Here is a 13,595-nt window from a genome sequence, read left to right as displayed (position 1 = left end):
TCCAATCAACAGGAGATCATGGATGACCTTGGCTAGAAAGATCGTGCTTTTGCTGATGGCGGCGGGAATGCTGCTCGCCGTTTTCCTCGAAAGCGTTCCGGCGCAATCCGAAGAGATGAAACACGATATGGGCGCGATGGCGACAGACGCGACCGGTCCGTCGACCGAAGGCTACAAGGCGGCGATGGACAAGATGCATGCCGACATGATGGCCTCCGAGTATACCGGCAACGCCGATGTCGATTTCGTGCGCGGCATGATCCCGCATCATCAGGGCGCGATCGACATGGCCAAGGTGGAACTCGCCAACGGCAAGGATCCTGAAATCCGCAAGCTGGCGGAAGGCGTGATCGCCGCGCAGGAAGCCGAGATCAAGCAGATGCAAGCCTGGCTCGCCGCTCATCCGGCGAAGTAGGGCAGCAGCGAGCCGGAGCGAGAATCCAGGATCAATTCTGGATTTCCCCTTGCGTTTATGATGCCATGCGCGTCGACCGCGCCAGCCCGGGAGCCCGCATGCCCACGACGATAAGAACCACCACGCTGCCTTCGGGCGAGGCCGTCCAGGTGCTGGGACAGGGTACATGGAAGATGGGCGAGGATGCCCGTCGCCGTGCTGGTGAGGTCAACGCCCTGAAGCTTGGGTTCGATCTTGGCATGACGCTGATCGACACCGCCGAAATGTACGCCAGCGGCGGCGCCGAGGAGGTGGTGGCCGAGGCCATTGCCGGCCGCCGCGACGAGCTCTTCATCGTCTCCAAGGTGCTGCCGTCCAATGCCTCGCGCGCCGGCGTGGCGCGGGCCTGCGAAAACAGCCTGAAGCGGCTGCGCACCGACCGCATCGATCTCTATCTCCTGCACTGGCCGGGCAGCGTTCCCTTGGCTGAGACGGTCGACGCTTTCGAGGCGTTGAAGAAGGCCGGCAAGATCCGCCACTGGGGTGTCAGCAATTTCGACACCGACGAGATGGGGGAGCTGACCGGGCTGCGCTCGGGCGACAACGTCCAGACCAATCAGGTCCTCTACAATCTGTCGCGGCGCGGCCCCCAATTCGACCTTGCCCCATGGAGCCGCCAGCGCGGCATCCCGCTGATGGCCTATTCGCCGGTGGAGCAGGGCGCCTTGGCGCGCAATTCCAGGCTTGATGCTGTTGCCGCCCGCCACAACGCCACGGCGGCGCAGATCGCGCTGGCCTGGGTGATGGCGCAGCCCGGCGTCATCGCCATCCCGAAGGCCAGCAAACAGGACCATGTCCGTCAGAATGTCGCTGCGCTCGACATCAAGCTTACCGGCGAAGACCTCGCCGAACTCGACCGCGCCTTCCCGCCGCCAACGCGCAAGCGCGGGCTGGAGATGATCTAGCCGAGACTTCGATCCGAATTTTGCTAGTGAGCCGGGAGCAGGCATTGGAACGAATTTCATCCGGACATCATCACACCAGCTATAGAATCGGAACGGTGACGGTGACATCGCTGCGCGATGGCCATGTCGACATGCCGGTCAGGCGACTGCGCAAGCCGGGAGACATTGCGTTCGGCGATGACCTGCCATCGCAGGTACCGCTCATCGACGGTGCGCTCCGGCTATCGGTCAACGCTTTTGCGATCGACGACGGAAACGAAATCACACTGGTCGATACCGGTGCCTCCGACGCCTGGCACCCGACGATGGGGCACCTGCCCGAGGCGCTGCGCGAGGCGAAGATCGCCGTCCACCGGATACGTACGGTCGCCTTCACCCACACCCATCTCGACCATATACAGGGCCTCGTCCTTGTCGATGGCGGCGACGGCTTCCCGCAACTTTCTCGTTTGCTTGTTCCGCGCCTTGAACTCGACATGTTCCGCGAGAAGGCGAGGCTGGAACGCTTCCACGATCGCGCCGAGCCTTTCGACGCCGGGCAGCGCCTCACTGCCGACATCGATACGCTCGCCGCCCATGGCCATGAAGTCGGCCACACCTGCTTTCGTCTTGTCAGCGGCGGCGAAACGCTGTTGATCTGGGGCGATACCGTGCATGTGCCGTCGCTTCAGTTTGACCATCCCGAGATTGCCTGGGAGTTCGACGCCGACCAGGAGAAGGCGCGGGCAAGCCGGCTGCGGCTGCTGGCGCTTGCGGCTAACAATGACTGCTACGTCGCCGGCGCGCATCTCGATTCACCTGGCGTCGGCCGGGTTTTTCGAACCGACACGGCTTTCCGCTTCGAGCCTCTATAGAATTGGATCAGCCAGCGCCGCCCGAGCCCGCTTCAGCGCACGCGAAAACGCCGCTGGGTCGTCGAAGGCGCGCGCCAGCGTCAGCGCGCCCTGGATGGTGCCGACCGTCTCTTCGGCGAGTTCGTCCGCCTTGGCCTTGCTGTGCCCGGTTCGGGTCAGCGCCTCGGCAAGATGCGCCACCCAGCGGCCGAAATAGCTTCTGATCGCCTTGGCAAAAAGGTCGCGGGATTCGTCCAGCGCGAAGGCGCCGATCAGGCACACCCGACGCCCCGAGCGGAAATAGCTGTCGGTTGCCTCAAGCATGCGCTCGATGCCGGCATGCGGGTTGGCCTTGTCCTGCAGCGGCACGAAGACATTTTCCTCGAACCAGCCGTCTATATGGGCGATGACGGCCGCCGCCATCTCTTCCTTGCCGCCGGGAAAGAAGTGATAGAGGCTGCCTTTGCCTAACCCGGTCGCCGCGCCGATCAGCGCCAGGCTCGCCCCTTCATAGCCGTGCTCGCGGAAAACCTCGCCGATAATGGAGAGCAGGTCGGCGCGATCGGGCGCGATCCTGCGCATGCGCTTAGTCTTTCCGCTCGAGCATGATCTTTGCCGAAAACCGCGACACACCTTTCGGGATCATGCTCTAGAGTCCGAGTTCGGTCAGGCCGGGATGATCGTCGGGCCGGCGGCCGAGCGGCCAATGATACTTGCGCTCGGCCTCAGTGATCGGCAGGTCGTTGATGCTGGCGACACGCCGGCGCATCAACCCGGCAGCGTCGAACTCCCAATTCTCGTTGCCGTAGGAGCGGAACCAGTGGCCGCTGTCGTCGCGCCATTCATAGGCAAAGCGCACCGCGATGCGGTTGTCGTTCCAGGTCCACACCTCCTTGATGAGTCGATAGTCCAGCTCGCGCGCCCATTTGCGCTTCAAGAAGCCGACGATCTCGCCGCGGCCCGAGACGAATTCAGCCCGGTTCCGCCAGGTGCTGTCCTCGGTATAGGCGAGCGAAACACGCTCGGGGTCGCGGCTGTTCCAGGCGTCCTCGGCCAGGCGTGCCTTTTGCGCTGCCGTTTCGGCCGTGAATGGCGGCAAGGGCGGACGGCTCATGAAAATCTCCTCTCGGCTCCGATCTTCGATGACCGACATTGTACCGATTGGTACAATGAGTCAATACAGCTGTCCGTTGCGACGGCCTCAGGTGGCTGGACTTATCGAACCTCGGCTTTCAGCTTTTCAAAGGCATCCCGGACGTATCCGGCCAGCGGATGCTTGGCGTTTTGCTGCTGAAAAGTTTCGACGGCCAGGCGAAACGCGGCGACTGCTACCAGGGAGACCAGTCGCAGACTGTTGCGTGCCTGGTCCGGCCGCAACTCGCATAAGCCATCGAAAATGGCTTGCTCGAACTGCAGGTAGCCCGTGTGCCTGCGCGAGCGCAGCGTCTTGCTTTCCCGCATGACCTTGGCCGTCGCCATCATTTCTGCACCCTGGAAGCTGCCGACAAGATTGAGCAATGCGTCGCGGGCGATGTCGATTGCCGTTCCGGTTGGTGGCTCGGCAAGGACCGACGCTTTGACCACGCTTGCGTAGTGGCTCAAAGACGCGAACAGAACCTCGTCCTTGCTCTTGAAATAGTGGAAGAACGTCCGGCGCGAGATGCCGGCGGCTGCAGCTATCTCGTCAAGCGTGGTCGCGTCGTAGCCACTGGCCAGGAAGGCGTTCAGGCCGGCTTCGGCGATGCGGCGGGATGTTTCTCGCCGCTTCCGCTCGCGCAGGCCTTCTGGTTTTGGCGCGTCGTTCATGGAGCGCTCCTGCCATGACCATTTCTCAAATGCGACATGAAATTTGGTGCAGATTCAAGTCCCGTCATCATGCCTGCCATAATGACGCCATCAAATTATTGCACTGAGTGCAATTATTAGCGATTCCCAACACGCCCGCCGGGCCATCCAGACAGAGGCGTCCATGGCAGCTTGCTTGCGTTCCCGTCGCGAGGCTCACATCAGTCGTGGTCGGTTCGGTCCACGCGCGCGCCGCGCGGACCACCACCTAACATGGCCGTTTGTGCTGGTCCTGAGCATGCTCGCAGTCGGTTGCGCGTCCGCGCCCCTGGATCAGGTAGGCTCGCTGCAATCCTATGACGAGTTGAAACCGTCGGACGGTTTGTTGGCCCGCTCGCTAATGCGGGTGAGCAAGGACGACGTGCTTGCGGCAAAAACCATTCGGATCATTCCGACCGGCTTTTCGCAGCCCGCCGCCGGAAAATCGACATTGACACCGGCGCAGCGCGGCCTGATCACGAATGCCGTCGACAGGACCCTTTGCTCCGGCCTGAGCCAGCGCTTTCAAGTGGTCGCCCTGACCGAGCCGGCCGACCTGACAGCGCACGCGATGGCAACGCATGTGACGCCGACGAATGCGCTGGCGGTAGGCGTTTCGAAAGTGGCGTCCACGGCGGTTTCCGTCGCGCTGCCCGAGATGCACATTCCGGTTCCGCGCCTGCCGATCGGATTGGGCAGCCTGTCGCTTGAAGCCGAAGCGATTGATGACAACGGCGAGCAGGTGGCGGCCATGATCTGGGGCCGTGGCGCGAACGCCCTGCTGGATTCCGGCCGGGTCGCCCGAGAGGGCGACGCCTACGACCTGGCGGCGAAGTTCGGCCACGATTTCAGCAAGCTCCTGGTCACCGGCAAGACGCCGTTCGCCAAGCTGCCGTCGCTCCCGACCAGGGCGGAGCTGCGCGTCATGTTCGGCGGCGGGCCTAAATACCCGGCCTGCAAGGCATTCGGCAAATCGCCCGGACTGGCCGGCTTCCTCGGCGATCGGATGGGATTGCCGCCGGCCTGGACCGACAAGGGGGCCCCGGTGCGCAATGACTGAGGCGGTGACGCAAATGCAGAAAAAGTCCCCGATGCCGCTTTCCGCGACGGTTTTTCAACAGAGCAGAAGGATGCGTTTCCTTTGGCTGGTTGCTCCCGTCGTCCTGGCGCCGGCCCTGCTTGCGGAGAGTGGGTGGCCGCAAGGCAGCACCTTTCGGGAAATGCTGGAATTTGCGGGTACCGTGCTGATCCTCATCTGTATCGGCGGCCGCTGCTGGGCATCGCTCTATGTCGGCGGACGCAAGAACCGTGAACTCGTCACAAGCGGCCCCTATGCCTATACGCGCAACCCCCTCTATTTCTTCTCGGCCCTTGGACTGGCTGGCGTCGGGCTGACATTCGGGTCGCTGATCCTTTCGGCGCTTCTCTTTGCCTTCACCTATATGGTCTTTTCCTATGTCGGGACGCGCGAAGCGGTCGCGCTGGACGTGATCTTTGGCGAGGCCTATTGGCGGTATTGTCGAAGCGTACCGGCCTTCTTTCCCCGTCTGCGGCGCGATTACGACGACGTCTTGGGCCCGTCACCCGTCACGTTCGACTCAGTGGCGCTGAGGCGGACCGCCATCGACAGCTCCTACTTCTTGGTGGCGATACTGACGGTCGAATCGCTCGGCTGGCTCCAGTCGGCAAGGCTGGTGACGCCGATCTTCCGACTGTTTTGATTACCGGCCCGCCAGCCCCTTCAGCCGATAGAGCGCTTCCAGCGCTTCGCGCGGCGTCATCTCATCCGGGTTGATCTCACCGAGTGCGGTGCCCAATGCGTCGCTCTTCGCGGGCTTTGGCGCCTCTCGCTTCACCGCCACCGAAAACAGCGGCAGATCGTCGACCAGCCGGTTGGCCTTGCCTGAGACTTCGCCCTCCTCGAGTTGGTGCAGCACCTCTTTCGCACGGCCGACCACCGCTTCCGGCAAGCCGGCAAGACGGGCCACCTGGACGCCATAGGAACGGTCGGCGGCCCCCTTGCCGACCTCGTGCAGGAAGACGACGTCGCCTTCCCATTCCTTGACCCGCATGGTGACATTGGAGAGGCGCGGCAGCTTGCCGGAGAGCGCCGTCATTTCATGGAAATGGGTGGCGAAGATCGCGCGGCAGCGGTTCTTCTCATGCAGGTACTCGACGGCCGCCCAGGCAATCGACAGGCCGTCGAACGTTGCGGTGCCGCGGCCGATCTCGTCCAGGATCACCAATGCCCGCTCGCCGGCCTGGTTGAGGATCGCCGCCGTCTCGACCATCTCGACCATGAAGGTCGAGCGGCCGCGCGCCAGATCGTCCGAGGCACCGACGCGCGAAAAAAGCCGGTCGACGACGCCGATATGGGCCGACGTTGCCGGCACGAAGGAGCCGGTCTGGGCCAGGATAGCGATCAGCGCATTTTGCCGAAGGAACGTCGACTTGCCGCCCATATTGGGGCCGGTGAGCAGCCAGATGGCGCCGGCCTTGGCGCCGCCTTGCGGCGACAGATCGCAATCATTGGCGACGAACGAACCGTCGCCCGAGCGCCGCAGCGCCTGTTCCACCACCGGATGCCGTCCGCCTGAAATGTCGAAGGCAAGGCTGGAGTCGACCAGGGGCCGGCACCAGGCTTCGCTCTCCGACAAAAGCGCAAGGGCCGCCGACACGTCGAGCACGGCGAGCGCATCGGCGCCGGCGCGGATCTTCTGCGCCTCGCCGACGGCCTCAGTCGTCAGCGTGTCGAAAGCGGCAAGCTCGATGCTGAGCGCGCGGTCGGCGGCATTGGCGATCTTGGTCTCGAGTTCTGCAAGCTCGGTCGTGGTGAAGCGCATGGCGTTGGCCATGGTCTGGCGATGGATGAAGCGCGCCTTGGCGCCGTCGCTGCCGGTCATGATCGAATGGTGGTTGGCGGTCACCTCGATGTAATAACCCAGCACATTGTTATGCCGGATTTTCAGCGAGCGAATGCCGGTCTCCTCGATCAGCGAGCGCTCCAGCCCGGCTATGACCTTGCGAGACTCATCGCGCAAGGCCCGCATCTCGTCGAGCTCGGGGTGGTAGCCGCCGCGCACGAAGCCGCCGTCGCGCCGGAGCAACGGCAGCTCGTCGCCGAGTGCTTGCGTGAGATGTTGGGCGAGTGCTCCAGGCAACGCCTGAATGGCGGCAAGCGCTTCCGCCAACTCGTGCGGCAATATGGTGGCTGCGAAGATTTCGACGATCGCACCGGCCGCCTCGAAACCGGCGCGCAACGCGCCGAGATCGCGCGGACCGCCGCGGTTGAGCGCCAGCCGCGACAGCGCACGTGGCATATCCGCGACGCTCTTCAGGCTTGACCGCACCGCCTGGCAAACCTGAGTCTCGGCACGGAAAAACGACACCGAATCGAGCCTGGCGCCGATCGCCGCCGGATCGGTCAGCGGCGCCATCAGCCGGTCGGCAAGCAGCCTTGCGCCACCGCCGGTCACCGTGCGGTCGATCGCCTTGAACAGCGAGCCGTCGCGGCTGCCGGACAACGTGCGCAACAGTTCCAGATTGCCGCGTGTCGCCGGATCGATGAACAGCGTCGATCCCTGCTCCTCGCGTTCGGGGCGCGACAGCGGCGGCCGCTCTGCCTTCTGCGTCTTTTCGACATATGCGATCACCCCGGAGATCGCGGACAGTTCGGCGCGTGAGAAGGCGCCGAAACTGTCCGGCGTCGCCACCTCGAAGAAGCGCGCGATGCGGCCGGCGGCCGAGGCCGAATCGAACAGCGATGGCGGCTGCGGACTGGCGACGCGGCCGATGACGTCGAACACCGGCTTCAACTCGGGATCATAAAACACCGGCTCGGCGACGATCAGCTCGCGCGGATCGACGCGGAAGACGTCCGCCAGCAGGCGGTCGGCCGTGGTTTCGGCAACGCGGAAGACGCCGGTCGAGATCTCGATCCAGGCCAACGCAAAGGCGTGATCGCTGCTGCCGCCCTTCACCCTTCCCAGCGCCATCAGGAAGCTCGATTCCGACGGCGCCAGCAATTTGTCCTCGGTGATGGTGCCGGGCGTCACCAGCCGCACAACATCGCGGCGCACCACTGATTTGCCGCCGCGCTTCTTTGCTTCCGCCGGATCCTCGATCTGTTCGCAGACGGCAACGCGAAAACCCTGGCCAATCAGCTTCTGCAGATAATCGTCGGCCGCGTGCACCGGCACGCCGCACATCGGAATGTCGTGGCCTTGATGCTTGCCGCGCTTGGTCAAGACGATGCCCAGAGCCCGGCTCGCCTTCTCCGCATCGTCGAAAAACAGTTCGTAGAAATCGCCCATGCGGTAGAACAGCAGCGAATCCGGGTTCGCCGCCTTGATCTCGATGAACTGCTCCATCATCGGCGTCACGCCGGCACTGGCTGGTGCCGGTGTGGTCGCCTCGTTGGCATCGGGGTCGGTTGGCATGTGCATATTCATGCGGGGACGCTAGCAGATGTAGCGGTGCGGTTTAATGCCGGGCACTCGAAAAGCAGGGGAAAGCGCTTTCATGGTGCCACCTGGCGTCGGATTGCCTGACGCCACGATCCGCAATACTGGTCGCAGTGACGGAGGGCCTATGGACAGGGACGGGCACGAGACCCCCGAGGAGATGGTAGCCTCGACCGCTTCGCCCTACGAGCGCCTGCGGATCAAGACGGCATTGCTCGGCAATCGCACCGTGGGCAGGCTGCGTGATGCGACGCGCAAGCGGCTTCCCTTCCTGCTGCCGGTCGACGGCCCGCTCTCCGGTCTCGATGGCGGCCGACAGGTTGCGGTCCACATGCTCAGCCATGACCCGCTGGTGATCTACACGCCGATCGGCGGTTCGCGGCCGCTGTCCTCCGTCGTGGCCATTGGCCGGCGCCTGGCTTCGCGGCGTGCTGCCTTTCTCATGATGCCAAGCTGGACGCTCGAGCGGCCACACACCGTGGCGAAACTAGGCAGGGATCTGGCCTGGTATCGCGAACGCTTTCCGCTGCACGAGCTGATCTTCCTTTGCAACACCGAGGAGGAGCGGCGCCTAGTCAGCGAAGTTGGCGGCGACGCAATCTTCTCCAACCACAATCTGATGGTCTCCGAGCACATTTTTCGGCCATTGCCGGATGTCCCGGTCGCATTCGACGCCGTCTACAATGGCCGCATCTCGCATACCAAGCGGCACTATCTTGCCTTCGACATCGAAAGGCTGCTCCACATCACCGTGTCGATCGGCGAATTGCCGCCGGCGGGCGACCGTGCCTTCATCCGGCGGCTGCAGGCGCAATCGCCGTTGCATCGTATCGCCAATCCGATCGTCAACGGGCTGACCGACCGGCTGGCGCCGCAGGAGGTCAATCGTGCCTACAACCAGGCCGCTGTCGGCCTGTGTCTGTCAGCCGCCGAAGGCGCGATGTGCTCAAGCATGGAATATATGATGGCCGGTTTGCCTGTGGTGAGCACGCCAAGCCTCGGCGGCCGCGATGTCTTTTTCGACCCGGACTATTGCATCGTCGCCGAGCCGGAGCCGGCAGCGATCCGCCGCGCGGTCGAAACGCTGCGCGACCGGGCCATTCCTCGCGAGGAAATCCGCAGCCGCACCATGGCCAAGGTATGGCCGCAGAGGCGCGAACTCATAGAGTTCCTGTCGGCGCTGCAGGAGCGGATGGGAAGCAAGGAGCCGCCGCTTTCGCAATGGCCCTTTCCCGGGACCAGGACGCTGCGCCGATGGGCAAGCGCGCGCCAGCATGCGCGTGAGATCATAGAGCACGTCTCGACCTGACATCCTGAGCATCCTCGTCCCCGTTGCGCCAGCTTTGCCGCGCTTGGCGGTTTACAGCCGCGGCCTGTGGCCTTAGTCCTTGCTGAGATAAGGAGCGCCCGTCTCAAGGGTGCGGCACCGGCGAGGAAATCAAGAGCATCATGGCCAAGAAAACCGAAAATAGCGGCCCGTCCGTCAGCGCCCAGGAGGCGCTGGAATTCCACGCCATGGGCCGTCCCGGCAAGCTGGAGGTCGTCGCCACCAAGCCGATGGCGACGCAGCGCGATTTGAGCCTCGCCTATTCGCCGGGCGTTGCGGTTCCCGTTCTGGCCATCGCCGAGGACCCCAGCCGCGCCTTCGACTATACGACGCGCGGCAACATGGTCGCCGTCATTTCCAACGGCACCGCGATTCTCGGCCTCGGCAATCTCGGTGCGCTCGCGTCGAAGCCAGTGATGGAAGGCAAGGCGGTGCTGTTCAAGCGCTTCGCCGATGTCGATTCCATCGATCTCGAAGTCGACACCGAGGATGCCGACGAGTTCGTCAATTGCGTGCGCTTCCTCGGGCCGTCCTTCGGCGGCATCAATCTGGAAGACATCAAGGCGCCGGAGTGCTTCATCATCGAGCAGCGCCTGCGCGAATTGATGGATATCCCGGTCTTCCACGACGACCAGCACGGCACCGCCATCATCTCCGCCGCCGGGCTGCTCAACGCGCTGGAGATCACCGGCCGCGACATGAAGACCACGAAGATGGTCTGCAACGGTGCCGGTGCCGCCGGCATCGCCTGCATCGAACTGATGAAGGCGATGGGCTTTGCGCCGGAGAACGTCATCCTGTGCGACACCAAGGGCGTCGTCTATCAGGGCCGCACCGAGGGCATGAACCAGTGGAAGTCGGCGCATGCGGTCAAGACCGATACGCGCAGTCTGGCCGAGGCGCTGGACGGCGCCGATGTCTTCCTCGGCCTGTCGGCCAAGGGCGCGCTGACCACCAAGATGGTGCAGTCGATGGCCAAGAACCCGATCATCTTCGCCATGGCCAATCCCGACCCGGAGATCACGCCAGAGGAAGTGGCCGAGATCCGCACCGACGCCATCATGGCCACCGGGCGTTCCGACTATCCGAACCAGGTCAACAATGTGCTCGGCTTCCCCTACATCTTCCGCGGTGCGCTGGATGTCAGGGCCACCACCATCAATGATGATATGAAGATCGCTGCCGCGCGTGCGCTGGCCGAACTGGCGCGCAAGGACGTGCCCGACGATGTCGCCGCCGCCTATCAGGGCAACCGGCCGAAATTCGGCCCCAACTACATCATCCCGGTGCCGTTCGATCCGCGCTTGATCTCGGCCATCCCGCTCGCCGTGGCCAAGGCGGCGATGGAGTCAGGCGTCGCCCGCAAGCCGATCCTCGATCTCGACCGCTACGCGCAGGAGCTGTCCGCCCGCCGCGACCCGATCGCATCGACCTTGCAGCGCATCTACGATCGCGTGCGCCGTCAGCCCAAGCGCATCGTCTTTGCCGAGGGCGAGGAGGAGCAGGTGATGCGCGCCGCTGTCTCCTATGTGAACCAGAAGCTCGGCACGGCCATCCTGCTCGGCCGCGACGACATCATCAAGGAGAACGCCAGGCACGCCGGTATCGACTTGAACAAGCAGGGCATCGAGATCATCAATGCCAGGCTGTCGCGCCGCAACGGCATCTACACCGACTATCTCTATGAGCGCTTGCAGCGCAAAGGCTTCCTGTTTCGTGACTGCCAGCGGCTGATCAACAACGACCGCAATCATTTCGCCGCCTGCATGGTGGCGCTGGGCGACGCCGACGGCATCGTCACCGGGGTCACCCGCAACTATTCCACCGCGCTCGACGATATCAGGCGCATCATCGATGCCAAGCCCGGCCACCGCGTCATCGGCGTGTCGATCGTGCTCGCGCGCGGCAGGACCGTGCTGGTCGCCGACACCGCCGTGCACGACATGCCGAATGCCGAGCAGATTGCCGACATCGCCGAGGAAGCGGCAGGCTTTGCCCGCCGCATGGGTTACGAGCCGCGGCTCGCCATGCTCGCCTACTCCACCTTCGGCCATCCGCAGGGCGAGCGCTCCGAGCGGGTGCAGGAAGCGGTACGCATCCTCGACAAGCGGCGTGTTGATTTCGAGTACGATGGCGAGATGGCGGCCGACGTCGCGCTCAACGCGCGCGCAATGGCGCAATATCCGTTCATCAGGCTGACAGGCCCGGCCAATGTGCTGATCATGCCGGCGTTCCACTCGGCCTCGATCTCGACCAAGATGCTGCAGGAACTGGGCGGCTCGACGGTCATCGGCCCGCTGCTGGTCGGCCTCAACAAGCCGGTGCAGATCGTGTCGCTGAACGCCAAGGACAGCGATATCGTCAACATGGCGGCGATCGCGGCCTACACGGCGGGGACTTGAGAGACACGCAAACGCCGGTGATGGCCAGCGGGGGCGCAAGCTCAGGAGCGCCGCGGCCTCTTGGCATAAGAGATTGATAAGATTCAGCTGATATAGGGAACCTCTTGCCGACTTGCCGTTACGGCATCTTCGGTGCGTTCAGACCGCCAAACGGGGGTGCGGCCATGAAGCATGACGGGGTTTCTGCATCCATGGTCGGCCAGGGGGTCTACCACGACGAGCGCCTGGACGCGCTGCTCAGCATCACCGGCCGCATGGACGGCTATCTCTACCGCTGCCGCAACGATCAGTCCTACACCATGCTCTATATCAGCGACGGCATCTTCACCGTCAGCGGCTACCGGCCGAGCGATTTCATCCACAATGCGGTGCGCGATTATGTCTCGGCCATCCACCCGGATGATCTTGCCGGCGTCTACGCCGCCGTCGACGCTGCGCTGGAGGCTCGTTGCAACTGGAATGTCGACTACCGCATCGTGCCTGAGGCCGGCGAACCCCTTTGGGTGCGCGAGATCGGCGGCGGTGTCTGGGACGACGCCGGCGAACTCGAATTCCTCGAAGGTTTCGTCGTCGACATCAGCGACCGCAAGGTGGTCGAGGACCTCAATGCTGAGCTTTTGCTGGAGCTCAAGGCTGCCAATGAGGAGCTCTCGGTGCAAAAGCGCGAGATCGAGCTCGCCAAGCAGCAGAGCGACCATTCGGCCAACCACGACGCGCTGACCGACCTGCCCAACCGGCGCGCCTTCCACAATGAGTTGAGGTCGGTGGTGGCCCGCTGCGGTGCCAACGGCGAGGCGGCCGGTCTTCTGTTCATCGACCTCGACCGCTTCAAGGAAGTCAACGACACGCTCGGCCATGAGGCCGGCGACGCGCTGCTGCAGCGTGTTTCGAACCACCTTCGCACCATCCTGCGGAGCGATGATTTCGTGGCACGGCTCGGTGGCGATGAATTCGCCTTCCTGTTTTCGGGCCAGGCGGACCAGGCCAGGCAAAAGGCCGAGCGCGTCGCCGAGCGCATTCTGGAGAGGCTGCGCATCAAGGTGCCGGCGCCGAACGGCGACATCCAGGTCGGCTGCACTGTCGGCGTCGCCATGTATCCGGCGGAAGCCGGCGATTGCGACGCCCTGGTCGCGTTAGCCGACCGGCTGATGTATGTCGGCAAAAAGAGCGGGCGCAACCGGCTGGTAATGGCCGAAGAAATGGCGTCCTCGCCGTCGGGGGCGGGAGCTCGCAAGACCGCTTAGAGCACCCGAACAAGGGAAAATGCTGATGCCTCGCGCGGAACCGCGGCAAGTGGTCGGCGAGCCATGGATTCATGAAGGTGGCGCTGAAATGAAAAAGGCCCGCGGCAAATGCCGCGGGCCCCTCGCTTAGGATATCAGGCTTG

12 protein-coding genes are annotated in these 13,595 nt (G+C 63.8%); 8 read left to right on the top strand and 4 right to left on the bottom strand.

Annotated features, from left to right (window positions below; genetic code table 11):
- The first annotated feature begins 22 nt into the window (after nucleotides 1–22).
- From copM to ACWTU9_RS01675, 3 genes are all read left to right on the top strand, one after another.
- Nucleotides 23–415: a CopM family metallochaperone gene (gene copM / locus ACWTU9_RS01685; protein WP_455856807.1), complete on the top strand. Its 393-nt coding sequence runs from the start codon at nucleotides 23–25 to the stop codon at nucleotides 413–415.
- A gap of 98 nt (nucleotides 416–513) precedes the next feature.
- Nucleotides 514–1,359 (top strand): aldo/keto reductase, encoded by an 846-nt coding sequence (locus ACWTU9_RS01680; RefSeq protein ID WP_455856806.1) that lies wholly within the window; start codon nucleotides 514–516, stop codon nucleotides 1,357–1,359.
- Between the two features lie 101 nt (nucleotides 1,360–1,460).
- Complete coding sequence (locus ACWTU9_RS01675; RefSeq protein ID WP_455856805.1) at nucleotides 1,461–2,213, top strand: MBL fold metallo-hydrolase; 753 nt, start codon at nucleotides 1,461–1,463, stop codon at nucleotides 2,211–2,213.
- On the opposite strand, the gene ACWTU9_RS01670 is transcribed toward ACWTU9_RS01675, so the two are convergent.
- From ACWTU9_RS01670 to ACWTU9_RS01660, 3 genes are all read right to left on the bottom strand, one after another.
- The gene (locus ACWTU9_RS01670) at nucleotides 2,208–2,774 is read right to left on the bottom strand and encodes a TetR/AcrR family transcriptional regulator (RefSeq protein ID WP_455856804.1); all 567 of its coding nucleotides are present in this window, start codon (nucleotides 2,772–2,774) and stop codon (nucleotides 2,208–2,210) included. The genes ACWTU9_RS01675 and ACWTU9_RS01670 overlap by 6 nt on opposite strands.
- Before the next feature lie 67 nt (nucleotides 2,775–2,841).
- Nucleotides 2,842–3,306, bottom strand: coding sequence for a nuclear transport factor 2 family protein (locus tag ACWTU9_RS01665; RefSeq protein WP_454587664.1), 465 nt, complete (start codon nucleotides 3,304–3,306; stop codon nucleotides 2,842–2,844).
- Nucleotides 3,307–3,407: 101 nt separating this feature from the next.
- Nucleotides 3,408–3,998 (bottom strand): TetR/AcrR family transcriptional regulator, encoded by a 591-nt coding sequence (locus ACWTU9_RS01660; RefSeq protein WP_455856803.1) that lies wholly within the window; start codon nucleotides 3,996–3,998, stop codon nucleotides 3,408–3,410.
- A 277-nt stretch (nucleotides 3,999–4,275) separates the two neighbouring features.
- Between ACWTU9_RS01660 and ACWTU9_RS01655 the strand changes: the two genes are divergently transcribed.
- A complete protein-coding gene (locus ACWTU9_RS01655; RefSeq protein ID WP_455856802.1) occupies nucleotides 4,276–5,076 on the top strand; it encodes a DUF3313 domain-containing protein in 801 nt (266 codons plus the stop codon).
- Between the two features lie 70 nt (nucleotides 5,077–5,146).
- Nucleotides 5,147–5,737 (top strand): methyltransferase family protein, encoded by a 591-nt coding sequence (locus ACWTU9_RS01650; RefSeq protein ID WP_455856801.1) that lies wholly within the window; start codon nucleotides 5,147–5,149, stop codon nucleotides 5,735–5,737.
- Here the strand turns inward: ACWTU9_RS01650 and mutS are convergent, their stop codons facing one another.
- Complete coding sequence (mutS, locus tag ACWTU9_RS01645) at nucleotides 5,738–8,467, bottom strand: DNA mismatch repair protein MutS (RefSeq protein ID WP_455856800.1); 2,730 nt, start codon at nucleotides 8,465–8,467, stop codon at nucleotides 5,738–5,740. It lies immediately after the preceding gene.
- A 139-nt stretch (nucleotides 8,468–8,606) separates the two neighbouring features.
- Here mutS and ACWTU9_RS01640 point away from each other — a divergent pair, with 139 nt between their 5' ends.
- The 3 genes from ACWTU9_RS01640 to ACWTU9_RS01630 all read left to right on the top strand — a co-directional run bounded on the left by ACWTU9_RS01640 (nucleotide 8,607) and on the right by ACWTU9_RS01630 (nucleotide 13,452).
- Nucleotides 8,607–9,788, top strand: coding sequence for a glycosyltransferase (locus tag ACWTU9_RS01640; RefSeq protein WP_455856799.1), 1,182 nt, complete (start codon nucleotides 8,607–8,609; stop codon nucleotides 9,786–9,788).
- 140 nt (nucleotides 9,789–9,928) lie between these two features.
- On the top strand, nucleotides 9,929–12,208 hold the full coding sequence (locus ACWTU9_RS01635; RefSeq protein WP_455856798.1) for an NADP-dependent malic enzyme: 2,280 nt from the start codon (nucleotides 9,929–9,931) through the stop codon (nucleotides 12,206–12,208).
- Nucleotides 12,209–12,372: 164 nt separating this feature from the next.
- Nucleotides 12,373–13,452, top strand: coding sequence for a diguanylate cyclase domain-containing protein (locus ACWTU9_RS01630; RefSeq protein ID WP_455856797.1), 1,080 nt, complete (start codon nucleotides 12,373–12,375; stop codon nucleotides 13,450–13,452).
- Nucleotides 13,453–13,595 lie beyond the last annotated feature (143 nt).

The organism is Mesorhizobium sp. 128a, assembly GCF_053848025.1.
This window is presented reverse-complemented; position numbering and strand designations above follow the sequence as displayed.

Coding starts and splice junctions, on each gene's coding strand:
- copM (WP_455856807.1), top strand. CDS start 23: ATGACCTTGGCTAGAAAGATCGTGCTTTTGCTGATGGCGGCGGGAATG.
- ACWTU9_RS01680 (WP_455856806.1), top strand. CDS start 514: ATGCCCACGACGATAAGAACCACCACGCTGCCTTCGGGCGAGGCCGTC.
- ACWTU9_RS01670 (WP_455856804.1), bottom strand. CDS start 2,774: ATGCGCAGGATCGCGCCCGATCGCGCCGACCTGCTCTCCATTATCGGC.
- ACWTU9_RS01665 (WP_454587664.1), bottom strand. CDS start 3,306: ATGAGCCGTCCGCCCTTGCCGCCATTCACGGCCGAAACGGCAGCGCAA.
- ACWTU9_RS01660 (WP_455856803.1), bottom strand. CDS start 3,998: ATGAACGACGCGCCAAAACCAGAAGGCCTGCGCGAGCGGAAGCGGCGA.
- ACWTU9_RS01655 (WP_455856802.1), top strand. CDS start 4,276: ATGCTCGCAGTCGGTTGCGCGTCCGCGCCCCTGGATCAGGTAGGCTCG.
- ACWTU9_RS01650 (WP_455856801.1), top strand. CDS start 5,147: ATGCGTTTCCTTTGGCTGGTTGCTCCCGTCGTCCTGGCGCCGGCCCTG.
- mutS (WP_455856800.1), bottom strand. CDS start 8,467: ATGAATATGCACATGCCAACCGACCCCGATGCCAACGAGGCGACCACA.
- ACWTU9_RS01640 (WP_455856799.1), top strand. CDS start 8,607: ATGGACAGGGACGGGCACGAGACCCCCGAGGAGATGGTAGCCTCGACC.
- ACWTU9_RS01635 (WP_455856798.1), top strand. CDS start 9,929: ATGGCCAAGAAAACCGAAAATAGCGGCCCGTCCGTCAGCGCCCAGGAG.
- ACWTU9_RS01630 (WP_455856797.1), top strand. CDS start 12,373: ATGAAGCATGACGGGGTTTCTGCATCCATGGTCGGCCAGGGGGTCTAC.